Origin of the sequence: Streptomyces sp. NPDC014676 (assembly GCF_043084105.1) — a bacterium.
GTDB lineage: Bacteria > Actinomycetota > Actinomycetes > Streptomycetales > Streptomycetaceae > Streptomyces.
Genome location: NZ_JBIBZI010000002.1, coordinates 369,854 through 392,520 on the forward strand (window position 1 = coordinate 369,854; position 22,667 = coordinate 392,520).

General features: G+C 70.3%; 23 protein-coding genes and 1 pseudogene. 6 read left to right on the forward strand and 18 right to left on the reverse strand.

From position 1 onward, the window contains the following. Window position 1: 1 nt before the first annotated feature. Complete coding sequence (locus ACF1DX_RS06100) at window positions 2-946, reverse strand: LysR substrate-binding domain-containing protein (protein WP_391790026.1); 945 nt, start codon at window positions 944-946, stop codon at window positions 2-4. A 133-nt stretch (window positions 947-1,079) separates the two neighbouring features. On the opposite strand from ACF1DX_RS06100, the gene ACF1DX_RS06105 reads away from it, so the two are divergent. After that, on the forward strand, window positions 1,080-1,634 hold the full coding sequence (locus ACF1DX_RS06105; RefSeq protein ID WP_391790027.1) for a peroxiredoxin: 555 nt from the start codon (window positions 1,080-1,082) through the stop codon (window positions 1,632-1,634). A 6-nt stretch (window positions 1,635-1,640) separates the two neighbouring features. After that, window positions 1,641-2,174 carry an alkyl hydroperoxide reductase gene (locus ACF1DX_RS06110; protein WP_391790028.1) on the forward strand — a complete coding sequence of 178 codons (534 nt, stop codon included), beginning with the start codon at window positions 1,641-1,643 and terminating at the stop codon, window positions 2,172-2,174. 201 nt (window positions 2,175-2,375) lie between these two features. Here ACF1DX_RS06110 and ACF1DX_RS06115 read toward each other — a convergent pair whose 3' ends face one another. The 11 genes and pseudogenes from ACF1DX_RS06115 to ACF1DX_RS06165 form a co-directional block, all read right to left on the reverse strand. Next, entirely contained in the window at window positions 2,376-3,758 is a 1,383-nt protein-coding gene (locus ACF1DX_RS06115; protein WP_391790029.1) for an AI-2E family transporter, read from the reverse strand. Between the two features lie 144 nt (window positions 3,759-3,902). Further along, complete coding sequence (locus tag ACF1DX_RS06120) at window positions 3,903-4,610, reverse strand: transglycosylase SLT domain-containing protein (RefSeq protein ID WP_391790030.1); 708 nt, start codon at window positions 4,608-4,610, stop codon at window positions 3,903-3,905. A 445-nt stretch (window positions 4,611-5,055) separates the two neighbouring features. Further along, complete coding sequence (locus tag ACF1DX_RS06125) at window positions 5,056-6,381, reverse strand: PhoH family protein (protein ID WP_391790031.1); 1,326 nt, start codon at window positions 6,379-6,381, stop codon at window positions 5,056-5,058. 305 nt (window positions 6,382-6,686) lie between these two features. Further along, a complete protein-coding gene (locus ACF1DX_RS06130; RefSeq protein WP_391790032.1) occupies window positions 6,687-7,460 on the reverse strand; it encodes an isoprenyl transferase in 774 nt (257 codons plus the stop codon). 716 nt (window positions 7,461-8,176) lie between these two features. Further along, window positions 8,177-8,986 carry a class I SAM-dependent methyltransferase gene (locus ACF1DX_RS06135; RefSeq protein WP_391790033.1) on the reverse strand — a complete coding sequence of 270 codons (810 nt, stop codon included), beginning with the start codon at window positions 8,984-8,986 and terminating at the stop codon, window positions 8,177-8,179. A gap of 42 nt (window positions 8,987-9,028) precedes the next feature. Next, a pseudogene (locus tag ACF1DX_RS06140) lies at window positions 9,029-9,145 on the reverse strand (LLM class flavin-dependent oxidoreductase); the annotation flags it as partial. A 167-nt stretch (window positions 9,146-9,312) separates the two neighbouring features. Continuing rightward, a complete protein-coding gene (locus ACF1DX_RS06145) occupies window positions 9,313-10,383 on the reverse strand; it encodes a hypothetical protein (RefSeq protein WP_391790034.1) in 1,071 nt (356 codons plus the stop codon). Beyond that, entirely contained in the window at window positions 10,329-10,988 is a 660-nt protein-coding gene (locus ACF1DX_RS06150; protein ID WP_391790035.1) for a hypothetical protein, read from the reverse strand. The genes ACF1DX_RS06145 and ACF1DX_RS06150 overlap by 55 nt, the downstream gene beginning before the upstream one ends. Window positions 10,989-11,072: 84 nt before the next feature. Then, window positions 11,073-11,606, reverse strand: a complete 534-nt coding sequence (locus ACF1DX_RS06155; RefSeq protein WP_391790036.1) for a hypothetical protein — start codon at window positions 11,604-11,606, stop codon at window positions 11,073-11,075. Beyond that, window positions 11,603-12,307 (reverse strand): Imm52 family immunity protein, encoded by a 705-nt coding sequence (locus tag ACF1DX_RS06160; protein WP_391790037.1) that lies wholly within the window; start codon window positions 12,305-12,307, stop codon window positions 11,603-11,605. Before ACF1DX_RS06160 ends, ACF1DX_RS06155 begins: the two co-directional genes overlap by 4 nt. A 63-nt stretch (window positions 12,308-12,370) precedes the next feature. Further along, a complete protein-coding gene (locus ACF1DX_RS06165) occupies window positions 12,371-14,713 on the reverse strand; it encodes a Tox-REase-5 domain-containing protein (RefSeq protein ID WP_391790038.1) in 2,343 nt (780 codons plus the stop codon). Between the two features lie 493 nt (window positions 14,714-15,206). Between ACF1DX_RS06165 and ACF1DX_RS06170 the strand changes: the two genes are divergently transcribed. From ACF1DX_RS06170 to ACF1DX_RS06185, 4 genes are all read left to right on the forward strand, one after another. Then, entirely contained in the window at window positions 15,207-16,730 is a 1,524-nt protein-coding gene (locus tag ACF1DX_RS06170; RefSeq protein WP_391790039.1) for an alpha-1,2-mannosidase, read from the forward strand. An 85-nt stretch (window positions 16,731-16,815) separates the two neighbouring features. Then, window positions 16,816-17,184 carry a DUF192 domain-containing protein gene (locus tag ACF1DX_RS06175; protein ID WP_391790040.1) on the forward strand — a complete coding sequence of 123 codons (369 nt, stop codon included), beginning with the start codon at window positions 16,816-16,818 and terminating at the stop codon, window positions 17,182-17,184. Window positions 17,185-17,540: 356 nt separating this feature from the next. Then, window positions 17,541-17,747 carry a hypothetical protein gene (locus ACF1DX_RS06180; protein WP_391790484.1) on the forward strand — a complete coding sequence of 69 codons (207 nt, stop codon included), beginning with the start codon at window positions 17,541-17,543 and terminating at the stop codon, window positions 17,745-17,747. Then, the gene (locus ACF1DX_RS06185) at window positions 17,744-17,926 is read left to right on the forward strand and encodes a hypothetical protein (protein ID WP_391790460.1); all 183 of its coding nucleotides are present in this window, start codon (window positions 17,744-17,746) and stop codon (window positions 17,924-17,926) included. The genes ACF1DX_RS06180 and ACF1DX_RS06185 overlap by 4 nt, the downstream gene beginning before the upstream one ends. On the opposite strand, the gene ACF1DX_RS06190 is transcribed toward ACF1DX_RS06185, so the two are convergent. From ACF1DX_RS06190 to ACF1DX_RS06215, 6 genes are all read right to left on the reverse strand, one after another. Continuing rightward, complete coding sequence (locus ACF1DX_RS06190; protein WP_391790041.1) at window positions 17,901-18,548, reverse strand: OmpA family protein; 648 nt, start codon at window positions 18,546-18,548, stop codon at window positions 17,901-17,903. The genes ACF1DX_RS06185 and ACF1DX_RS06190 overlap by 26 nt on opposite strands. A gap of 8 nt (window positions 18,549-18,556) precedes the next feature. Further along, the gene (locus tag ACF1DX_RS06195; protein WP_391790042.1) at window positions 18,557-19,138 is read right to left on the reverse strand and encodes a hypothetical protein; all 582 of its coding nucleotides are present in this window, start codon (window positions 19,136-19,138) and stop codon (window positions 18,557-18,559) included. 33 nt (window positions 19,139-19,171) lie between these two features. After that, window positions 19,172-19,774 (reverse strand): pilus assembly protein TadG-related protein, encoded by a 603-nt coding sequence (locus ACF1DX_RS06200; protein WP_391790043.1) that lies wholly within the window; start codon window positions 19,772-19,774, stop codon window positions 19,172-19,174. Further along, window positions 19,771-20,004 carry a hypothetical protein gene (locus tag ACF1DX_RS06205; protein ID WP_391790044.1) on the reverse strand — a complete coding sequence of 78 codons (234 nt, stop codon included), beginning with the start codon at window positions 20,002-20,004 and terminating at the stop codon, window positions 19,771-19,773. The genes ACF1DX_RS06200 and ACF1DX_RS06205 overlap by 4 nt, the downstream gene beginning before the upstream one ends. A gap of 178 nt (window positions 20,005-20,182) precedes the next feature. Next, window positions 20,183-21,046 carry a response regulator gene (locus ACF1DX_RS06210; protein ID WP_391790045.1) on the reverse strand — a complete coding sequence of 288 codons (864 nt, stop codon included), beginning with the start codon at window positions 21,044-21,046 and terminating at the stop codon, window positions 20,183-20,185. Further along, window positions 21,043-22,662, reverse strand: coding sequence for a histidine kinase (locus ACF1DX_RS06215; protein ID WP_391790046.1), 1,620 nt, complete (start codon window positions 22,660-22,662; stop codon window positions 21,043-21,045). The genes ACF1DX_RS06210 and ACF1DX_RS06215 overlap by 4 nt, the downstream gene beginning before the upstream one ends. Between the last annotated feature and the right edge of the window lie 5 nt (window positions 22,663-22,667).

Consider the following 22,667-nt stretch of genomic DNA (forward strand, 5'->3'; position numbering starts at 1 on the left):
CTCAGTTCCCCACGATCCGTACCGGAAGGTCCCGCATCGCCGCCCGCAGGGCCGCCGCCAGTTCCTTGTGCTCCGCCGCCCTCGCCGTGCCCGTGCGCATGGCGAGGGCGATGCGGCGGCTGGGGGCCGGATCGGTGAAGCGGGCGGTGAGCAGCCGGTTGGAGCGGGCGGTCTCGACCTGGACGGCGGTGCGCGGCAGCAGGGTCACCCCGAGGCCGCCCGCGACCAGTTGGACGAGTGTGGCCAGTCCGGCCGCCGTCGTCGTGGCCGGGACGTCGGCCCGCCCGGCCTCCCGGCAGATGTCCAGGGCCTGGTCGCGCAGGCAGTGACCCTCGTCGAGCAGCAGCAGGTTCAGCTCGCGCAGCACCGCGCGGGGGATGCCCTCCCGGCCGCCGAGCCGGTGGCCGAGCGGGGTGACCAGCACGAAGTCCTCGTCGAAGAGGGGGATCTCGGTCACACCGGGCACACCGAGGGGCACCGCGAGCAGCAGCAGGTCGAGCCGGCCGGCGGCCAGTCCGTCCAGCAGGTTCGCGGTCTGCTCCTCGTGCACCTGGAGGTCGAGGAGCGGATAGCGGCCGCGGACCAGCCGCAGGATCGTCGGCAGCAGATAGGGCGCGACGGTCGGGATGACGCCGAGCCGCAGCACCCCGGTGAACGGCGCCCGCATCGCGTCCGCCTCCTCCATCAGCGCGTCGACTTCGCCGAGTACGGCCTTGGCGCGGGCGGCGAGCCGCTCACCGGCCGGTGAGAGCAGCACCTTGCGCGTCGTACGCTCCACGAGGGTGACACCGAGCGTCTCCTCCAGCGTCGACACGGCACCCGACAGCGCCGGCTGGCTCATCCCGATCGCCGAGGCGGCGTCCCGGAAGTGCAGATGCTCGGCCACCGCGGCGAACGCGCGGAGCTGAGCGAAGCTGGGCTGCCTGCGCCTCTTACCCACGGTCACTGATAGCTACCTCCGATCAACACAACCGAGTGTAGCTATTTCACTAATCAATGCACGATGTGCCAACATCAACAAGGACCAACTCATGGAAAACGCCCGCAATCCGGGTGTTTCCTCGCTGCAAGGAGAGCCTGTGCTCACTGTCGGTGACAAGTTCCCCGAGTTCGAACTGACCGCCTGCGTCTCGCTGGAGAAGGGCAAGGAGTTCGAGACGATCGACCACAAGACCTACGAGGGCAAGTGGAAGATCGTGTTCGCGTGGCCCAAGGACTTCACCTTCGTGTGCCCGACCGAGATCGCCGCCTTCGGCAAGCTGAACGACGAGTTCGCCGACCGTGACGCCCAGGTCCTCGGCTTCTCCGGCGACTCCGAGTTCGTCCACCACGCCTGGCGCAAGGACCACGACGACCTGCGTGACCTGCCGTTCCCGATGATGGCGGACTCCAAGCACGAGCTGATGCGCGCCCTCGGCATCGAGGGCGAGGACGGCTTCGCCAAGCGCGCCGTGTTCATCGTGGACCAGAACAACGAGATCCAGTTCTCCATGGTGACCGCCGGCTCCGTCGGCCGTAACCCCAAGGAGGTCCTGCGGGTCCTGGACGCCCTGCAGACCGACGAGCTCTGCCCGTGCAACTGGTCCAAGGGCGACGAGACCCTGGACCCGGTCGCGCTGCTGGCCGGGGAGTGAGCTGACATGTCCCTCGACTCCCTGAAGTCCCGCATACCGGACTACGCCAAGGACCTGAAGCTCAACCTGGGCTCGGTCATCGGCAACTCCGACCTGCCGGCCCAGCAGCTCTGGGGCACGGTGCTGTCGACGGCGATCGCCTCGCGCTCGGCCATCGTGCTGCGCGAGCTGGAGCCGGAGGCGAAGGCGAACCTGTCGCCGGAGGCGTACACGGCCGCGAAGGCCGCCGCCGCGGTGATGGCGATGAACAACGTCTTCTACCGCACCCGTCATCTGCTGTCGGACCACGAGTACGGCAACCTGCGTGCCGGCCTGCGGATGAACGTCATCGGCAACCCGGGCGTCGACAAGGTCGACTTCGAGTTCTGGTCCTTCGCGGTCTCCGCGGTCAACGGCTGCGGCATGTGCCTCGACTCCCACGAGCAGGTGCTGCGCAAGGCCGGCGTGGAGCGCGAGACCGTCCAGGAGGCGTTCAAGATCGCCGCGGTGATCCAGGCGGTCGCCGCGACGCTGGACGCGGAGGCGGCCCTCGCGGAGTGACTCCGCCCCCGCCCCACCCCTCGGGCCCGCCCACCCCACCCGGTGGGCGGGCCCGACCCGTACACCCCGCGCACTCGGCTCGCCAGGTGCCGCACCAACACCGCCCACCCGTGCCGCCCCGGGGGCACCTCCCAGGCCCTTGAGGCACTGGGGGAGGCACGACTGCCCGTAGCCACGGCGGGTGCACGGCGCTGCCCGCACCTACTCCTCGTCGGCGTCCCCCGGCCGCTTCTCCGTGTCCGGTGCCGGAGGCCGGGCCTCCGACACCGCCGGCGGCGGGGCGTCCGGCTCGGACATCGCCGTCGCCCCCCGCGGCCGGGGAGCCTGGGCCACGGCCGTCTCGTGCGTGTACGCGCGCAGGTAGCCGACGACGGTATTGGTGACCGCGACCAGCGGCACAGCCACCACCGCTCCCCCGATACCGGCCACCATCCCGCCCGAGGCGACCGCCAGCACCACCGCGAGCGGATGGACCCGGACCGCGCGCCCCAGGATGAACGGCTGGAGGATGTGCCCCTCGATCTGCTGCACCGCCAGCACCACCACCAGCACCATGACACCCGTGAACACGCCCTGCGTGACGAGCCCGACGACCACCGCGAGCGCTCCCGACACCACCGCACCCACGAGCGGGATGAACGAGAACAGGAAGATGAACACGGCGAGCGGCACCGCCATCGGCACATCGAGGAAGTAGATGCCGAGGCCGATGAAGATCGCGTCGATCAGAGCCACTATCACCGTGCCGCGCACATACGCCGTCAGCGTCCGCCACGCCGCGGGACCCGCCCCGGCGACACCCGGACGGGCCGCGGCCGGAACGAGCTTCAGCGACCACTGCCAGATCCGCTTGCCGTCGTAGAGCAGGAACAGCGTCGAGAAGACCGCCAGCAGGATGCCGGTGAGCGCCTCGACCACGACGGTCACACCCTCCAGGCCCGCCGAGGTGATCTGCTCGGTGTTGGCGCCGACCGCCTCCCGCAGGTTCTTGGCGATCTCGTTGATCTGCTTGTCGGTGACGTGGAAGGGGCTGTTCAGCAGCCAGTTGCGCAGCTCGTCGATGCCGTCCTGGATCTGGTCGGAGAGGTGGTCGATGTTCTCCATGACCTGCCAGGTCACGAACCAGCCGATGAGGCCGATCACGACGAACCCGAACAGCGCCGTCAGCGCGGTGGCCGGCCCGCGCGGCACGCCCAGCCGCTTCAGCCGCGCCACCGTCGGCTGCAGCAGCGCGGTGATCAGCAGCGAGGCCACGAACGCCAGCACCACGAGCTGTACGGCGCTGATGATCCGCATGAGCACCCAGACCGTGCCGGCCAGTACCAGCAGCCGCCAGCCGGCCTCGGCCGCGACCCGTACCCCCCAGGGCACGGCCTGTGCCGGGTCGGGGCGGGCCGGGACGACGGCGGCCGTGTACCCGGGCGGCGGCTCGGGGGCGGAGGGCGGGGGCTTCACCCGACCGGGTCCGGGGTCGGCGTCCGACGGACGGTCCCGCTCCACCTCGGCACGGCGCTCCTCCAACCGCTTGCTGACCTCGGTCAGCCCGGCTCCGACCCGGCCGAGCCATCCTGGCACTCGCGACATGATCCGTCCTCTTCCCCCGTTTCTCCCCACCACTCCCCCTGGAGTCGTCGGTCAGACCGTACATGGCGAAAGCCCCGCACCGTAGGACGGTGTGGGGCTGTGCCGTGGTTGAGCGGGGCCGGGGGCGGCGGGCTCCCGGTCGGCCTAGTAGTAGTGGTTGGCCTGCCAGAACGTCCAGGCCGCGCACGGGCTGCCGTAGCGTTCGTTCATGTAGCCGAGACCCCACTTGATCTGGGTGGCCGGGTTCGTCGCCCAGTCGGCTCCGGCGGAGGACATCTTGGAACCCGGGAGCGCCTGCATCAGACCGTAGGCGTCGGAGGTGGGGTTGTCGGCCCTGTAGTTCCAGCTGGACTCGTGGTCCACGATGGTGCTGAAGCACTGGAACTGGTCCGCCGGGACGATCTGCCGGGCCATCGCCTGCACTTCGGCGATCGTGTAGGAGGACTGGACCGGGAAGCTGGACGCGTCGCGGGTCGCGGAACGGCTGGCGGCGGCCTTGAGTTCCGCGCGCTCCTCGGCCTCCTGCTTCGCCTGCTCCGCCTTCTCGGCCGCTTCCTTCTTCTTCGCGACCGCGGTCTCGGCGGCGGCCTTGCGGGCGGCCTCCTCGGCGTCCTTCTTGGCGCTCGCGTCCGCCGCGATGGCCATCGTTTCGGCCTGCTGCGTCAGGGACGCGGTCTGCACCTGGGCCTGCTGGCCCGCGGGGATGTCCGCGAGCAGCGTGGTGCCGCTTGCCGTCGCTTCGGCGTCGTTGTTCTGCGCGGTGCTGCCCGAGGCAACGCCGACGACACTTCCGACAGCGGTGACCGCCGTGGCCGAGGCCACTGCGAATCCCCGGACCGAGATCCGGCTCACACGGTTTCCTTCCAGCATCGCCCGCTTCGGTGACCCTCGCGGACGCAATCGTGCCCCTGGCACTGGCCTCCCCAACTACGGGTCACGGAAGGCTCGGGCCCGGTGGGCGACTCCCGCGAGGGAGCGCCCTGTGGTGCTCGGGCGGCATACGACGACGCTATGGAGTTGGAACTGTGTCCTGCTGTGGTGCCGTACCTCCCCCACCACGAAAGTGTGGGGGTACCCCCAGGGGTACAGATGTGTCGTATGCGGGGCCTGACAGGAGTGAGACTCTGCCGCAACCCGACGCCGCAAGGCAATTCTCTGTTGCGTGTGAAAGCTCACACCCCGTTTGCCTCCAGGGAATCCCGGAAAGCCGCACACGCGCCGACGCCGCCCGGCTAGGCTCTACGCCTTCCGGACGGCGCCAACCGATCGGTAACCGGCCCGTGTTGGATACCGCGGGTCAGATCTGCCCGTCTTCGAGCATTTCGGTCACGAGCGCGGCGATCTGGGACCTCTCGGACCGCGTCAGGGTGACGTGCGCGAACAGCGGATGCCCCTTCAGCTTCTCGACGACGGCGACCACACCGTCGTACCGGCCGACCCGCAGATTGTCCCGCTGGGCGACATCATGGGTCAGAACGACCCGCGAATTGGCCCCGATCCGGGACAGAACGGTCAGCAGGACGTTCCGCTCCAGCGACTGGGCCTCGTCCACGATCACGAACGCGTCGTGCAGCGAACGGCCCCGGATGTGGGTGAGCGGCAGGACCTCCAGCATGCCGCGCGCGGTGACCTCCTCGATGACCTCCCGGCTGGTGACCGCCGACAGCGTGTCGAACACCGCCTGCGCCCAGGGGCTCATCTTCTCCGCCTCGGAACCCGGCAGATAGCCGAGTTCCTGCCCGCCCACCGCGTACAGCGGACGGAAGACCATCACCTTCTGGTGCTGACGGCGCTCCAGCACCGCCTCAAGACCCGCGCACAGGGCCAGCGCCGACTTGCCGGTGCCGGCCCGGCCGCCCAGGGACACGATCCCGACGTCCGGGTCGAGCAGCAGGTCGAGCGCGATGCGCTGCTCGGCGCTGCGGCCCTTGACGCCGAACGCCTCCCGGTCGCCGCGCACCAGACGGACGTTGCCCTCGGCCGTGACCCGCCCGAGCGCCTTGCCGCGCTCCGACTGGATCGTCAGCCCGGTGTGCACGGGCAGGCCGGCGACTTCGGGCACGTACACGTGCCCCTCCTCGAAGAGGACGTCCACCTGCTCGCCGGGCAGGGTCAGTTCGGACATTCCGGTCCAGCCGGAGGAGTCCGTGATGGCGAGCTCCGCGCGGTACTCCTCGGCGAGGAGTCCCACGGAGGACGCCTTGATCCTGAGCGGGAGGTCCTTCGACACCACGGTGACGTCGAACCCCTCGGCCTGCAGATTGCGGGCGACCGCGAGGATGCGGGAGTCGTTGTCCCCCAGGCGGTAGCCGCTGGGCAGCACGCCGGGGTCCGAGTGGTTGAGCTCGACCCGCAGCGTTCCGCCGAGGTCCCCGGTCGGGATGGGGGCGTCGAGACGGCCGTACCGCACCCGGTAGTCGTCCAGCAGGCGCAGCGCCTGCCGGGCGAAATAGCCGAGTTCGGGGTGGTTCCGCTTGGCCTCCAGCTCCGTCACCACGACGACGGGGAGCACGACCTCGTGCTCGTCGAAGCGGGTCAGGGCGCCTGGATCGGCCAGCAGGACACTGGTGTCGAGAACATAGGTGCGCCGGTCGGGCTTGTGGCGCTTTGCGCTGGTCACCACGGAAGAACGTACCCCCTCGGATGAGGTCGGGGAGCGACGAGGCGGGACTGGACCGGTCGACGGCCCGCATGCACAGCGGGCCGGAAACCGGCCCTCCGCCGCTTCTTCCGTGCCGTGACCGCACGGTCGGGCTGGTGCAAAGGGCCTCCCGGGCGGACGGCTTCTGCGCCGCCCGCTGAGATCCGACACCCGTGGTTCGGGTGTCGACCTGTCTGGTCTATGCCCTCGAACGAGCGCCGCCATGCCATGGCATATGACGGCGCGCCGGTGAACTCCGTGTGACCCGCGGAGGATGCGCGGGGTGTTCAGCCGCCGTAGCGCCGGTGGCGGGCGGCGTAGTCGCGCATGGCGCGCAGGAAGTCGACCTTGCGGAAGGCCGGCCAGAACACGTCGCAGAAGTAGTACTCCGAGTGCGCGGTCTGCCAGAGCATGAATCCGGACAGCCGCTGCTCACCGCTGGTGCGGATGACGAGGTCCGGGTCGGGCTGGGCGCGGGTGTAGAGGTGACGCCCGATCATGTCGATGTCGACGGCCTCGGCGAGCTCGTCCATCGACGTGCCCTGTTCGTGGGCGTCCAGCAGCATGGACCGCACCGCGTCGGCGATCTCCTGGCGGCCGCCGTACCCGATGGCGACGTTGACCACTATCCCGTCGATGTCCGCGGTGGCCTGCTCGGCCTCCTTCAGGGTGGTCTGCAGTCCGGAGGGCAGCAGGTCACGCGTGCCGACGTGATGGACCCGCCAGCGTCCGTCGGCGGCGAGGGTGCGCACCACGTCCTCGACGATGCCGAGGAGCGGGACGAGCTCCTCCTTCGGCCGCTCGAAGTTGTCCGTCGACAGCAGCCAGAGGGTGACGACCTCGACGTCCGTCTCGCTGCACCAGCCGAGGAACTCCCCGATCTTGTCCGCGCCGGCCCGGTGGCCGTGGACGGTGCTGGAACCCGCGGCCTTCGCCCAGCGGCGGTTGCCGTCCATGATGACGCCGATGTGCTTGGGCACCTGAGCGGTGTCCAGGTGACCTTCCACCCGGCGTGCGTACAGCCTGACCAGCAGGCCCCGCAGCTTGTCGCGCAGGTTCACGTGATCGTCAGCCCCTCCGTACGGATCGGACAGGCGCGGCGCTCCCCACCGCGTGGCGCGGCAAGCGGCCCGGTCTCGGCCGCGGGCGACCCCTGTCCGTATGGCGGTCCCCGAAGGCGAAGCGTACCCCTGCCGGGCGGAGGCCCCCAAAGTCCGAGGGGGAAGTCCGGGTGGTCGCGTTCGCCCGCCGTCCCGGACGGCCTCCCGGACCGCCGTCCCGTCGGGCGCTCGTCCCGCGCACCCCCGCGCACCCTGGGGCCAAGAAAAAACGGGCCGGTCCGTGGGGGGGAGACGGACCGGCCCGAGGGGGGGTTTCCACCATAACCCTTCGTAAGGGATGCCGCGTACATCGGCGCGCCACAACTACTCTCCGAAACCGTCCGGCGACGCACGGACGACCCCGGAGGGGGCCGTTCCGGGCCCCGAGGTGGCCGAAAGCCGGCGGAATCGAGCGAAAATCGAGCGATGAGGGGGTTCTGTGCCGGATGCGGCACCACCCGCCGACCGGATGACCACACTTTCGGCCGTCCCTCCGACGGGTGACCCGGGCGCGGACACCGGCATTGACCCGAGGGGACCGGACCGGGCACCGCGCAGCCCCCTCCGCCGCGCGGTACCGACGCCCCGCGCGGCTTTGCCGACGCGAATCACCTTGGTCCGAACCTATGTGATCCTCTGCTCCGCGGACCAGCCGCACCCCATAACGATGAGGAAACTCACGGACGCGGGGCGCGGCCGGCTCCGCCCTTGCGGGCGTGGAAGAGATGCCGGGTGCTGTGGGCCACGAAGGCCCCCTCGCGCTCGATCCGCTCGTGCAGGGCGCGCAGCCGCGGCAGATACGCCTCGACGGTGAAGCCGGGGACCATCCAGATCACTTTCCGCAGGAAGTGAACGACGGCGGCGATGTCGTAGAACTCCACGCGCAGCCGTTCGGCCCGCAGCTCGACGATCTCCAGCCCGGCGGCCTCGGCCGCGCGCCGCTCGCGGTCCGGATGCCGCGCCTCGCGCCCCTCGTCCGGCTGCGCCCCGAGGAAGTACTCGACGAGCTCGTGGACGCTGCCGGGCCCGACGTGCTGGGCGAAGTAGACGCCACCGGGCTCGAGCACCCGTGCGATCTCCTCCCAGCGGGCCTCGACGGGATGCCGGCTGACGACGAGGTCGAAGGTCCCGTCCGCGAAGGGCAGCGGCGCGTCCTCGGGCGAGGCGACGACGGCGACACCGCGCGGCCGGAGCAGGGCGGTGGCTTTGGCCAGGTTGGGCGGCCAGCCCTCGGTGGCGACGGCGAGCCGGGGGCGCCGGGGGGCGTTGGCGAGGGCGAAGTCCAGGACCTCCCCTCCCCCGGTCTGGATGTCGAGCGCGGCGCCGGCCCCGCCCAGCCGGCCGGCCATCGCCTTGGCATACCCCCATGAGGGCCGGGCCTCGCTGGCCCGCCCCTCGAACCAGGAGAAGTCCCACCCCTCGGTGGGCACGGAGGCTCCTTCCGCGATCAGGTCGTCGAAGGTACGGCGGGCCGCCTTGTCCGTCATGCTCCGATCATGCACAGAGGAACCATCACCTGTCCTCCGGCTTCACGGCACCAACGGCCGTACCTCCTCCGCCACGAACCGCACGAAGCCCTCCGGGTCCGGTTCATCGCCGGCCGGCTGCGGAATCACCGGGTCGGCCCCGGCCTCGGCGGGCCGCACGGTACGGGGCCCGGTGGCACCGGCGCCTTGTCGCCGTCCTTGGCGGCGCTGTCGTCGCCGCTTCCGCAGGCGGACAGTGTCAGGGCCGTGATGGTGGTCAGCACGAGTGTTGCGAGCAGGGTGGGGCGGCGGGTCGCAGTCGGCTCCCGGTAGGGCGAAGCTTGGGGTCAGCGGTTGATGGCCTGGATTTCCTGGACTTCGACGTCCTGCGTCGCTCCGAACTCGCCGTCGGGGAGGTCGCCGCCCGCGCCGCCGGTGCCGGTCCAGTGGATCTCCCATGTGACCGTCGCCTGGAGCGGGAACGTGTCGTCGCCCGAGGAGCGCAGGTACTTCACGCCGCACGGGGGTGTCTCGTCCGCCTTGCCCTTTGCGTACGGCTCACCGATACGGCCGCCGTTGATCTCGCAGACACCCGAGGCCGGATATATCTCCGCGTCCGGGGTTCCCGGCTTGATCTCCAGCGAGACCGGCTCCGCTGTGGCCGTCGCCTGGAGACCGATCGCCGGGACGGACGCCGTGACCGAGACCGGCTTGAACTCCGCACCGTCCAGCCACGCCCACGTCGGAAGGTTCACTTTCGTCGTCTCCGCGGGAGCCAGCGTCACCTCGGTGCCGGGGACGCGGATCTCCGCGTAGGCGAGTTCGGCGAGAATTTCAGGGGTGATGGCGTTCTCAATGTTCGCGGGCGGCGCATCGCCCGTGTCCACCCAGAAATAGTCCTCGTCGCAGGAGTCCCAGCCCGGCGGGTAGCTCTTGTCCACGTACGAACCCCACCAATAACCTTCGCCGGACTTGTCCTTGTTGAAGCCCTTCTTCTCGTCGTCGGCGTTGTACTTCTCCCGCTGCTTGGCGTCCCACTCATACCCCGTCGAGCCGGCTTCCCAGATCGGTTCCAGGTACTTCTGCAGTTGCTCCGGGGTGTACTTGGGGGCGTACCAGCAGGGGGGTGGGCTCCACGAGGTGGACGACGTCAGCGCGCCTGCGGAGCCGCCACTGCCGTTCTTCGAACGATCGAAGACGACGCCGCCGACGGTGACGGAGACGGTTCCGTCGTCGCTCGTCTTGGCGCTCTGTTCTCCACCTAGGGTTTCGCCGCCCAACTTGTCATCTGCATGGGAAATACCAGGCAGGCCCAAAAGGGAAACGATCAAGCCGAGAGTGGTGAGCCTCCAGCAAGAACGTGTTATGGCTGACACTTGGCGCTCCCACTCTGCGAGACGATCTTCTGGATCACCCATACGCCGTCGCTGTTTTTCTTCAGCGACGTGTGATAAATCACGTAACTCTCGGCGGTGACCTCAGTCTTCTTGATCTTGTTGCTCTCCAGGTATTTCACATACGCCTTGCCTTGGTCCTCGCAGTAACTGAGGGACGCAGAACCGTCTTTACCAACGGCCACTTCAGGAGCGTAGAAGCGGTAGGACCCCGTAAGGCCAGCCTTGTGATCCACATAGTTCTGGATGAACTGTTCCGTCTGGGCCGCCGCCTCGCCCTCGTAGTAGTAGAGGTACGCCTTGTCCAGTGCGTCCTGGTTGACAATCGCCAGGTCAACGGCCTTGATGGACTGCTCCCCGTCCGCCAGGACCGCATCCTTCTCCTTGTCTCCCGTCTTCGGCCAGTCGAAGGTGTAGGAGAGGTCGGACGGCAGCTCGATCTTCGGGCGGTCCGTCGAAGCGGAAGTCGATGCGCTCGGGGAGGGCGACTTCTCACCGCCCGTGTCCGCGCCCGCGATCTTGTCGTTGTCCTTTGTCGGGCTGTCGTCGTCGCTTCCGCATGCGGACAGCGTCAGGGCCGCGGTGGCGGTCAGCGCGAGCGCTGCGAGCAGGGTGGGGCGGCGGGTCACAGTCGGCTCCCAATGGGGCGAGGCTTGGCTTCAGCGAAGTCAAAGCTATCCGGTGCGTAAGTCGAGGCACCAGAGTGAACGGGGTCAACTTGCGGGGTTCTGCGGTTCCGTGAGCGGGTGGTCGGTGATCAGGACCGTGAGGATCAACGGGGCGTCGCCGTCGGACTGGTTGAGGGAGAGGGCGGCCCAGCGGGGGGACGGGAGGGTGGGTGGCAGCGGGCCCCAGAGCGTCAGGTCGCCGTAGCAGTCCTTGGCGGAGAGGGTGTGGAAGGGTTCGGGGAATTGTTCGTCGGAGCCGCGTCGGAGCAGGGGGGCTCGCATGCTCAGCGTGCGGTGGGGGCCCCAGTGGGCGTCCAGGTGTGAAGTCAGTGCGGCCAGGTGCGACTCCGCCCTCGCCTCCGCCTCGTTCCATTCGCGGCCGTACACACCCGTGAGGGTTTCGCTCTGCCAGAGGGGGAGGAGCAGGAAGCCTTCGCCGTGTGTCGATGTCCATTCGCCGGTCAGCGGTTCGCCCTCGTCGGTGGTGGGGCCGGAGGCCGGGAGGGGAGAGGACAGGGCGGTCTCGATGGCTGACACGGCGGAGGGCAGGTCGAAGGGGGCGTCTGCGTGGGGCGTCATAGTGCCGGCCTGGTCATGGGGTGGGGCAGGGGGTCCAGTGCGCCTGATTCCCTGAGCGCCCGGTACGCCTTGACCACGGTCGCCGTGTCTCCGGGGGGCGCGATGGTCAGGAGTACGCCACCGGTGGGGAGTGTCCTGCTGTCGGGGAGTGACGTGAGGGGTGCGCGGGCTGCGCGGCCGGCGGACAGGTAGGCCGCCCAGCCGACCGACGGCGTCCCGATCCTGAAGCCCGCTTCCTTCTTCAGCGCGGACGTCACCGCCCGGTCGCTCACGTCCCCGTAGTCCGGAACCCATGACTCCGCCACCGCCGCGAGGAGTTCGACGTCGGGGAGGTCCGGCGCCTCGTCGGGGGACACGATCGTGGCCACCAGTGACTGGAGCAGGTACTCCGGGGTTCCGCCCGCGAGTGCGGCGATCTCCACCTTCCAGCCGGGGGTGGTGTTCTCGGCGAGCAGTCGGAGTGAGGTGCCGTTCGCCGCCGACCAGTCGTCCGTCGTCCGGGCCGTACGCAGGGCGGCGAGCAGGGACGGCTCGTCCGGCTGGAGTACCTCGGCCGGTCCGGAGGCGGGGGCGGTGCGCCATGTTCCCGTCACCTGTGGCAGCAGTCGGGCGAACCGGTCCAGCATCGTGCTCCACCGTGCGGCGAGTTCCTCCGCCGACTCCTGCCGGGGGCCCCAGAAGCCCCGCACCACGCGTCGCATGTCCCGTTCCCTCTCTTCCCGTGTCCGCTTCACACCCTAGGTCGTACGTGGTCCGCCGCCCCGTCAGTCGAAGGCCTCGGGGCGGCGGTCGCCCGCGACCGGTCCGGGCGTCGTGTGGACGACCTCGATGTCCAGGCCCGCGTCCTCGAAGGCGTCGCGGGCCGCGTCGGCGACCTCCTCGTTGGAGAAGTGCCACTCGATGTCCTTGCCCCGCGCCGCCGCGACCTGCCTGCGGGCCTCGGTCAGCAGCCGTTCCCGGCCCGACGGGGTGAGTTCCGTGCGGTCGGCGCCCAGGAAGCTGTCGTAGCCGTTCTTGGCCTCCAGGTAGGTCTGGCGGGAGGAGTCCCAGCCGTCGAACTCGACGTCCGGTACGTCGGGATCGGTGTGCGGGACGACGTACTCGTAGCCGCGCTGCGTGCCGGTGATCTGTTCCTGGTAGCGCAGCCAGGACTCGTTGCGCCAGGTGGGCTGGGGGTTGCGGTCTCGGCTCGCCCAGAAGCCGTCGCCGTTGTCGGCGTCGCCGTACGTGCGGCTGTCGAGGTCGTCGGCCCAGTCCGGCGGGTTGTAGTTGCGCGGGTCGCTGGTGGCGTTGCGCTCGGGGTCCGGCCACTGCTTCCTGCTCTCCAGGGCCTGCCGGGCGCGTTCCGGTTCTTCGGCGCGTTTGCGTTCCAGGTAGGCCTGGCGTTCGGCCGCGCGGGCCTCCTCGGCCTGTTCGCGGGCTTCCTCGTCGCAGCCGCCTTCCGCCAGGAGGACGTACGGGCTGCCCGCCACCGCGAGCACGGTGGTGCCGGCGCCGGGTCCGCCGTGCGGGGCCTCGCCGTACGGGGTTCTGCGGGGCGGTGCGGAGAGGGTGCAGCCGGTGCGGCGGGCCGTGTCCTCGGCTTCGTCCGCCGCCTCGTCGGCGCGTCGGGCGGCGTCCTCCAGCGCGTCGAGGTCACCGGCCTCGGCCGCGCGCCGTGCGTCCTGGGCGGCCTCGGTGGCGTCGTCGACGACCCGGCTGAGCCGGCCGAGCGAGCCGACCTTCTCGGCTGTCTTCACCTCGCCGTAGCCGGGGATGAAGAGGGAGCCGATGTTCCAGATGACGGTGGTGACGGCCCGGGTCTCGTTGCCGCTGTTCCACTGGTCCACGACGTCGCCGCCGATGAACGAGTCGAACAGGACCGTGCCGCCGGTGCCGAGCGAGGCGCCGCCCCAGTCCAGGATCGCGCCGAGGTAGTCGCCGTCGTCCCACATCTCGCGGGCGTCGGCGGTGTTGTCCCACCATTCGTCGCCGAGGGAACCGCCGTAGTCCATCAGGCCGTTCCAGGTGTCGACGGGGCTGGTGACGACGTCCCAGATGCCGGTGAGGTCGCCCCAGACGCCGTCGACGAAGAGGCCTCCGCCCACTTGGCCGAGCTGGTCGCCGGCGCAGCCGAAGAAGGCGCCGAAGCCGGAGAAGCAGCCCTCGTCGTCGCCGTCGCCGTCCTCTTCGTCCCTGGCCTCGGCCTCGGTGGTCGGGTCCTCGTACGGTGGCTCGTCGATCTCGTCCTCGGCTGCCACCGGGTCCGCGACGGAGGGGTCGCCCTCCGGCTCGGCAGGCGTGTCGTCGGAGTCCCGGGGGCCGGGGCTCGTGCCGTCCGAGTCGCCGCCGGAGTCCCCAGTGCCGCCGGAGTTCCCCGTGCCACCGGAGTTCCCCGTGCCACCGGGATCCCTGGTACCACCGGAGTCCCCGATGCCGCCGGGGTCGTCGATGCCACCGGAGTCCCCGACACCACCGGAATCCCCCGTGCCGCCGGGGTCGTCGGTGTCCTCGCTGTCGTCCTCCGCCGTGGTCTGGTGGTCGTCGGTCCCGCCGGGGGCCGGACAGGCTGTGCCGGTGATGTGGCAGACCTGGGTCTGGATGCCGGTGAGGATCTGGGTGCCCAGGCCGCTGACGACCAGCGCGGTGATGATCGCCGCGACGACCGCGACCAGGCCCGCGTACTCCACCGCCGTCTGGCCGTCGTCCCGGCGCCACCGGATCATCCGGGGCAGGGAGAAGGGGCGGTGCTCACGCCGGTCCTGTTCCGCGAGGCGGTACCAGTCGCGGCTCTCGGGGCGGGTCAGGAGGGAGAGGATCAGGAGGGGGAGGAGGAGCTGGGTGAGGCCGCGGGCCGATCCGTCGGCGAGGTGGGACAGGGAGCCGAGGACCAGCCATGCCTGTACGACGATCAGTCCGGCCCAGATGCCGGTTCCGCCCCGCCGGGTGCGGCAGGCCAGCCACCAGCCGAGGACTCCGGGAGCGGCGGCGTACGCCACATGGGCGAGCAGTGTGCCGTCCACCGCGTCGAACGATGCCGCTGTGAGGAGCAGCCCCAGGCCCCCGAGCACCGTGAGCGCGAACAGCGCGTGCACGAGCAGCAGGGCCTGGGAGAGGGGCCGGGGCATGTCCCGCCGCCCTCCCCCGTACCCGGGCGCGCCCCGCCCCACCCCCGGCTCCGCTCCTCCCCCGTTCGAGGCCATACCGCCCCTCCTCGAGTCCCCCGGTTCGCAACCGTGTTTGGTTCACGGCAGGCCCCGAGGGTAGGGAGAGGCGGGTGGTCGGGGCATGGGCCCGTGGGCCCAAAGCGGTGTCCGGCCGAGGGCCCGTGACAGGCCTGGGGCGCCCCCGTCGTCCGTGCACCTGGGTCTTTCCGAATTGCGTGAGCACTTCAGCCGTTGATGTCCCGATGGCGCTCATATGAGCGGTGGAGTGACACTTGCCCGTCTCCCGCTCACGCATTTCTGGAGAGGGGGTGGCCGGCGGGGCTCGTGCCGCGCCCCACGCTCCCGGCCGACCGCGCCGCCGGGGCTGTCATACCCGGCCACTAGGGTCCCTGACACAGTCGCTGCCACACGGGCCGCTGATCTTGCTGACTTACCATCAGGAATGGTGTGCATCATGGGATTTGACGTCACCTACGCCGACTTTTCCGTCGATCCGGCTCGGCTGGCCAACGCCGATGTCAGGTATCAGCGGGCCCGGTTCGCCGGGTCGCACGTGGCGTTGAGCGCGGGCGGGAGCGTGACGCTGGACTTCGAGGTGGAGGACCCGGAGGACGTCCCCCAGGTGACGCTCACCGTCACGGCCCTCGTCTCCAAGCTCGGCTCCGACCTCGGGTACGCGCCGATGGACGTACTGGTCCAGGGTGAGGTGGTGGCCGAGGACCTCACCGTGCCCGGTGGCGGCGACCTTCCGCAGGACAACGTTTTCGCCGTGCCGGGGCGTCTGCTGAAGCCCGGCACCAACACCCTGGAGATACGCTCCTCGGCCAAGTCCGGCAGCATGCTCTGGCTCTACCGGATCACCCTGGACCCCGTCTGGGAGCGTGGCCGCTCCGAGCGCGCGCGGGTCGCCGAGGCCGCCCGGGACTCGGTCTTCGCCTACCGTACGGAGCTCCGCCCCGCCCACTCCTCCTCCGCCTCCTGGCAGGCGGCCCCGCGACTGCTCTTCCACATCGACCGGGACGAGCACTCCCTGCCCGCCCAGCTCGGCTGGCGCGGCGAGGACGGCGCCGAGGCCGCCATCAGTTTCCAGTCCAGCATGTCCGACTTCCACGGCGTGTACCGCGCCGCGGACGGTACGGCGTACGAGTACCGGGGGCGGCTCACCGACCGCCGGCCGTTCTCGGACGACACCCAGAACCTCTCGGCGTCCCCCTTGCACCGCTTCCGCACGGAGGAGGGATGGGGCGGTCGCTGGCACGCCTCCCACGAACTGCGGCTGCTGGTCGACGACGGCGGGGCGCCCGTCGAGCGGTTCACCTGGCGCGACCAGCGGGGCAACTCCGGGGTGGCCGTGCTGCACACCGCCGCCGCCGAGGTCGAGGTGACCGACGTCGAGGCGAGCGGCGAGTTCGACGAAGGGGGCGAGGGAGCCGACAACCTCCTCGAGGAGCGGCGCAGCAAGTGGCTGACGTTCGAGGAGACCGCCCACCTCGACTTCACCCTCGCCCGCCCCACCGCCGTCGCCTCGTACTCCCTGACGTCGGCGAACGACTTCGACGAACGCGACCCCCGCGACTGGACCCTCCTCGGCTCCCACGACGGCCGGACGTGGACACCGCTGGACACGCGCGGCGGTGAGAAGTTCACCGAGCGGTTCCAGACCCGCGAGTTCCACCTCCGCTCCAACACCCAGGCCTACCGCCACTACCGCCTCGACATCACCCGCAACTCCGGCGGGTCCGAGGTCCAGCTCGCCCAGGTCCGGTTCGCGGAAGCGCCCGCCGGGCAGGCGTTCACCGGCTGCTACCAGCGCTGGAACGAGGGGCCCATCGGTTACCGGGGCACACCGGTCGCCGCCACGTCCGCCGTCCTTCCCGCCGCTCCCCGCGTCGCCTCGGAGCTCCAGGCCGCCGTCGCGAGCCTGTCCGAGACCGCCCAGACCCTCGCCGCCCTGGCCGCACAACTCCGCAGGCACTGATGTCGAGGGGCCTGCGGAGATACGTTCGGAGCGGACGGTTCGTCGGTCGGTGATCGGTGGTCGGTGGTCGAGGGGGTTGGTCGGGATGGCGCGTTGGCGGGACGGGCGTGGGGAGTTGACCGTCGTACGAGAGGAGGGCGAGGGGGTGCCGGTGCGCGTCCCCCTGGAGATCGCCACCTCCTACCGGGCCCGTACCAAAGGGCTGCTCGGGCGTGACTCCCTCGACGGGGCCCTGCTGCTCTCGCCCGCCAACAGCGTGCACACCTTCCGTATGCGCATACCCATCGACGTCGCCTACCTCGACCGGCGGCTCCGCGTCATCGCCGTACGCACCATGCCGCCGGGGCGGCTCGGTCTGCCCCGGCTCCGGGCACGGCATGTGCTCGAAGCCGAGGCCGGGGCGATGGAGGGGTGGGGGCTGCGGGTCGGGGCCCGGGTGGAAGTGGACCTTTAGGACGCCGCCGCCTCCGGGCACGCCCGCACGCCCTCCCTGGGCAGGACCGCCCCCATGCGGGTCCCCCGCCCGGTTCCCGCGCGTCGCCGAAGCCCCGGTCACCGGCGCAGGCCCTCACCGAGACCGTTCCCGCCCGGACTGAACGGACGATGCGGCGCTGCCTTCGGCGGCAACGCCCACACCGCCGTCACCGGGCAGAAGAACACCCCTTCACCGGCAGCGGAGAGGTTCCACGCACCCTCGTCCTGGAGATCAGAGCGGGCAAGACCGATCACCTGCTCCGGGAGCCTCGGGACGATCGGTGCGGAGACGGGCGCCGGAGGGGAAGCGGAATCGTGTGGCCACGGGTGAACGGCATGCGGGCGCTGGAGCTCGGCACCGTCGGTGGGATGCGGGAGCGGCTCACCGCTCCCGTCCCGGCCGGGAGGAAAACCGCCACCACCGGGCTGCCGGCCGAGTACGTCGAGGAGACGGGGGCCTGGAGTTCGGGGTCGAGCGCCTGGCGCTGCCCGGGAACGGCGAAGACCGCGTCGCCACGACCGCGATCACCGGCGTCGAGCTGACTTCCTCCGGCGGTGTCACGTGGGAACACGCCACCGCCGAAGGAGGGGGCGGCCGATCGCTGGACGAGTGGCGGACCGGACACAGGCGCTTCCGGGAAGACATCGGCACTCCGGTAGACGAGGACACGCCACTGGTGTGCCTGCGGTTCCGGTTCAGCTCCCCGTGCGCGGGAACGTGATCTCGACCCTGCGGTTCTTCTTGCGGCCGGCCTCCGTGGAGTTGTCGGCGATCGGGTACTGCTCGCCGTAACCGCGCACCTCGTAGGTGATGTCCGCGTCGCTCAACTCCTGGCCCAGGACGGCCTGCACGGCGTTGGCGCGTCGGCGGGACAGGACGTCGCCGTGCGCGGACGAGCCCAGGTTGTCGGTGAAGCCGAAGACGCGGACCTTCGTCGCGTTCTGTGTCTTGATCTCACCCGCGATCGTGACGATACGGGCCTTCGCCTCCGCGCCGAGCTTCGCGCTGTCCTTGCCGAACAGCACCTCGGCCTGAAGCGCGAACGTCACGTCGGAGTTGGTGTCCTCGCGGCGCTCGTCACCGCTCTTGTCCTCCACGATCTGCTTGATGTCGAGGACCTTGGGCTCGGTGAGGGTGGCGCCCTCCGGGAGCTTGAGGTCCGGGTCATTGGGGTCGAGTTCCACGGGTGCGGACGCGGACGCCTCGGTTCCCGGTGGAACGCTGGGGCCGTCGTCCGCGCGGGCCGGCGCCGCGCCGTACAGGTTGACGGTGACCATGACCGTGGCGGCCGAGAGGACCAGGGCGAGGCGGGGCTGCGCCAGGCGGGTCGGGGTACGGGTCATGGCCGGCCTCACCCGGAGATCTTGATCGTGCCGCTGGAGAACGTCGGCACCTGCAAGGTCACGTCTGCCGTGTCGGCCGGCGGTGCGGGGAACTGCATGAAGACAGGAAGGGCCTGCCCTGCGTTGAGGGTGGTGAGACCCGTCGTCGTCAGCGGTCGGCCGTCCGTGTCTCGCAACACGTAATAGCGTTTCTTTCCCTTCGAGTCCACGAGGGTGGCACCGCCGAGCGACGGACCGTGGCTGACGACTTCGGTCTCGTCACCGCTCATCTGAGGGGGGACGGCCACTGATTCCGCGCCGTCGTTCTTGAGGTTGCCGCTCACGGTGACGAAGCCGCCGGAATCCCGTACAGCAGAGGTGACCTGGAGGAGCAGTCCGTCCGTACCTTTGAGCTCGGCCAGGGGAGTCTCCGCCTGCCCCTCCTGAGCACTCGGCTGCGATCCACTGTCCTTGGAAGCGGGTGACGAAGGCTTCGTTTTCTCATCGTCGCCACCACCGCCGCCACAGCCCGCCATTCCGAGAGCCAGGCCGGCCACAGCGGTCAACGCGACCATCCCCCTGCGAGCCTTGGCAGTGATCCGAATACTCATCTTTCCGCTTCCTTCACCACTCGTCGTCACTTGTCAGTCGGCCAGGTGGACTTCGAACAGGTCCTCGGGCTTGGGAAGGAGTTCGGCGGGGCCCTTCGGGTCCAGGTCCCACGTCGTTCCACCGCAGTCGAGGGCGGGCAACACATCGTCTCCGGCATCCTCGGCCGGAAGCTCGAACCCGCAGCGGGACTCGATCACGGCGGTGGCGGACGCGTTGGACCTGCGTGCCTCCGTGCCGGGGACGATGGACTTCCCTACGGACTTGTTGGTCTCGACCTCGACCGTGTAGCCCAGAGATCCGTCGGGACCGCAGCTCAGGATGTCGGCGTCGTTCCGCGCCGCGAGTTCCTCCGCCCGCCAGCACGATGGGGAGAGCCCTTCCGCGTTACCGTCGAAAACGTCCTGCCACTTGGTCGGATCGAGCAGGTCCCGCAGCCACGCACCGGCAAGCTGATCCCGCCTGTCCTGAGCTGCCGCGAGTGCCGCCGCGTCAGCGGCGGTCTGCGCACCGTTCCGGTTTGCCGCGGCCTGGCCGACCGCGAAGTACGCGAACGCGAGAAAGAGCAGGCCTCCCACCACCGTGATGTAGATGGGGAAGGCCTGCCCTGCGTCGCCGTAGCGGCGGAATCGCGTCAAGGAGCGACCTTGGCGATCTGCGCGTTGATCTTGCCGAGGATGGTCTGGCCGATGTTGGTGCCGGTGATCGCGAGCACGATCAGCACGACCACCGCGATGATGCCCAGGTACTCGACCGCGGTCTGCCCCTTGTCGGCGTTGCGGCGCCGCATGGCCTCGACCGTCGTGTTCTTCCAGCCGTTGACCCGGACCTTGGTCGCGACGGCGGTCTTCATCATCAGGTCGCTCATGGTGTTCCCCTCCGGCTGACGCAACAGCGGCCCGCTTCGCGGGGCCGCTTTCGGCATCCGCAACGTACGGGCGGGAGCCTTGCCCGTCAGAGGGCCCCAGGGCCCAATCCCGGGCCCAATCGCGGGCCCAGTTCCTCGTCGTCCTCGTCGTCCTCGTCGTCCTCGCCGTCACCGGAGCTCACCCCGCCCCTCGGCCCGAACCCGGTGCCGTGCCGAGCCACTTCGCCGCGGCCTCGGAACGGCTCGTGCTGTGGAGCTTCGCGAAGATGCGGTTGATGTGGTTCTTGACCGTCTTCTCACTGATGAAGCACATGGCGGCGATCTGCTGGTTGTTCATGCCGGATGCGATGAGGTCCATGATCTCCGCCTCCCTCGCGCTCAGTTGGTACCCCGACCTGTCGGGAGCGGCCGGGCGGCCGCCTGTCCACCCAGACGACGATCGTGCCATATCCGGTTGCAGTTGCGAAAGGTTTTCCGCAGAAGTAGGCGGGGGTGAGATGTGGGGCGGGCCGAGTCCGTTTGTGGTGGCGTTAGTTGCGCGCGCATTACCCAGCCCCTCCGGTAGCGGCCTCGCCGGTCGCGGGTCCTGACGCAGTTGCGAGAGCAACGCTCCTGCCGCTGTGGGGGTGAAGTGGGGCCTGCCCTCCCTGATGTCGTGGACCGCCGAGACCAGTTGGTCCGCCGTGAACTCGCCGTGGACCAGGTAGCCGCCCGCTCCCCTGCGCAGCGCCTCCTGGACGATCTCCGACTCCCTGCTGTACGTCAGCATCACCACAGGGGCGATCCGTACCAGGTACGGGAGCGCCGAGATGCCGTCCACGCCGGGCATGCGGACGTCCAGGAGGACCACGTCGGGGCGGTGGGTGTGGGCCGCCTCGTAGGCCTCCCGGCCGTCGGCCGCCTCCGCCACCACCGTGATGTCCTCGCGTCCGGTGAGGAGGGCGGTCAGGCCGGCGCGGACCACCGGGTTGTCGTCGGCCACCACCACCCGGAGCGGGGCCGGGGGCGGGACGTTCGCGAAGGGGTTCGGTGGTGTCGTCACGGGGTGGCCTCCGTGGGGGTCGTCACGGCCGCCAGTGGCAGTTCCAGGCGGACTTCGGTGCCTTGCGTGTACGCGCCCCGGCCTATGCGGATGCGGGCGCCGACCGAGGCCGCCCGTTCGACCATGCCGACGAGGCCGAAGTGACCGGCACGGCGGAGTTGTTCGAGGTCGGTGCCGGGCGGGAGACCGGTGCCGTCGTCGTACACGCTGATGCGGAGCAGGTCGCCGTGGACGCCGGCCTGGACGTCGACCTTGGTCGGTCGCGCGTGGCGGTGGGCGTTCTCCATGGCCTCCGAGGCGATGGTGAGGAGCTGGCGGGCCACGGCGGGCGGGACGGGCGGGACCGTGTGCTCGCCGGTGGGGCGGTAGGTCGCGGGGACGCCGGTGCGGGTGGTGAAGTCGCGGGTGCGGGCGGCCAGTTCCACCAGCACGTCCATACCCTGGCCGGGATCCGACTCCCTGCGCAGGTCCGCCAGGAGTTCGCGGGACTCGGCGGCGGCTCTGCGGGCCGAGCGGGCCACCAGTTCCGCCTGTTGTTTCACCAGGGCCGGGTCCAGGTGCGGGGCGCCCGCCGTGCCGGCCAGGCCGTCCGCCGCCAGGGCCACTCCGTGGAGGGTCTTGGCCACCGAGTCGTGCATCTCGCGGGCCAGGCGTGCCCGTTCGGCGCTGACCGCTTCCGTGACGGCCAGGCGGGCCTGGACCGTGGTGAGGGCCTGGGTCGCCGTGCCCAGGCGGAGCACGAGGTTGCGGAGGCTGGAGCCGACCGCGCCCGCGATCACGCAGAGGCCGGGGAGGAGGAGTGATTCCGCCGGGTCCGTCCGGGGGTTGTCCAGGGCCGCGTACACCAGGAGGAGGATCAGGCCCTGGAGGGAGGCGAAGACCGCCGCGCCGCGCCAGCCGTAGATCAGGCCCGCGAGGAGGGGGGTGCAGACGCTGACGTAGGCGAGGGTGGTGTCGGGGCCCGCCGAGATCAGGAGCAGGGATCCGAAGAGGGTGTCCGCCGCGAGGAGCGTGGGGTGGCGGAGGAGGAGGGGGCCGAAGCGTTCCCAGTCCCTGAAGAGGACGTAGGAGGCCATGAAAGTGACCACCACCGCCATACCGACGAGGCGGGTGCTCCAGCCGGGGGCGGCGTTGAGGAGGGCGGAGGGGGTCGCCAGCGCGATCATCGCCAGACGGAAACCGAATGCCTGCCGGCACAGGGCTTGGAGGGCGTTGATCTGGATCTGGACGTCCGGGCCCGGTGCGGGTGCCGGTGCGGGTCGTGGGGGGTGTATCCGGCCTTCGGCCGGATGGGGGTTCCCACCCGTACCACCCGTGCGGGTTTCGTTGTCGGGTGCGGGTGGCCCCTGTGGGGGCTCAGCGCCGTCGGCAGCCGGCGCTCCGTGGTCCTGCGAGAGACCAGCCGCCTCCGCGGCCGGTGGTTCGGGCAGCCGTGGCTGTGTACCCCTCGCCGGTTCCCAGCCCGGCGGCAGTGCCGGGGTCACCGATGTCACCGGGATGTCCGGGGCGCCCGTCCGCGCGTGGGGCGGGAGGACCGTGCCTGCCGGCGGGGTGGTGATCTCCGACGGTCCGGCCGCGCGGCGGAACAGCCCCGTGCGTTCCCTGATCGTCGTCATCACTC

Bases quoted from the DNA above. Each gene is read 5' to 3' on its own strand.
- ACF1DX_RS06110 (WP_391790028.1), top strand. From the start codon at position 1,641: ATGTCCCTCGACTCCCTGAAGTCCCGCATACCGGACTACGCCAAGGAC.
- ACF1DX_RS06115 (WP_391790029.1), bottom strand. From the start codon at position 3,758: ATGTCGCGAGTGCCAGGATGGCTCGGCCGGGTCGGAGCCGGGCTGACC.
- ACF1DX_RS06135 (WP_391790033.1), bottom strand. From the start codon at position 8,986: ATGACGGACAAGGCGGCCCGCCGTACCTTCGACGACCTGATCGCGGAA.
- ACF1DX_RS06145 (WP_391790034.1), bottom strand. From the start codon at position 10,383: ATGGGTGATCCAGAAGATCGTCTCGCAGAGTGGGAGCGCCAAGTGTCA.
- ACF1DX_RS06155 (WP_391790036.1), bottom strand. From the start codon at position 11,606: ATGACGCCCCACGCAGACGCCCCCTTCGACCTGCCCTCCGCCGTGTCA.
- ACF1DX_RS06160 (WP_391790037.1), bottom strand. From the start codon at position 12,307: ATGCGACGCGTGGTGCGGGGCTTCTGGGGCCCCCGGCAGGAGTCGGCG.
- ACF1DX_RS06165 (WP_391790038.1), bottom strand. From the start codon at position 14,713: ATGCCCCGGCCCCTCTCCCAGGCCCTGCTGCTCGTGCACGCGCTGTTC.
- ACF1DX_RS06170 (WP_391790039.1), top strand. From the start codon at position 15,207: ATGGGATTTGACGTCACCTACGCCGACTTTTCCGTCGATCCGGCTCGG.
- ACF1DX_RS06175 (WP_391790040.1), top strand. From the start codon at position 16,816: ATGGCGCGTTGGCGGGACGGGCGTGGGGAGTTGACCGTCGTACGAGAG.
- ACF1DX_RS06180 (WP_391790484.1), top strand. From the start codon at position 17,541: ATGCGGGCGCTGGAGCTCGGCACCGTCGGTGGGATGCGGGAGCGGCTC.
- ACF1DX_RS06190 (WP_391790041.1), bottom strand. From the start codon at position 18,548: ATGACCCGTACCCCGACCCGCCTGGCGCAGCCCCGCCTCGCCCTGGTC.
- ACF1DX_RS06195 (WP_391790042.1), bottom strand. From the start codon at position 19,138: ATGAGTATTCGGATCACTGCCAAGGCTCGCAGGGGGATGGTCGCGTTG.
- ACF1DX_RS06205 (WP_391790044.1), bottom strand. From the start codon at position 20,004: ATGAGCGACCTGATGATGAAGACCGCCGTCGCGACCAAGGTCCGGGTC.
- ACF1DX_RS06215 (WP_391790046.1), bottom strand. From the start codon at position 22,662: ATGACGACGATCAGGGAACGCACGGGGCTGTTCCGCCGCGCGGCCGGA.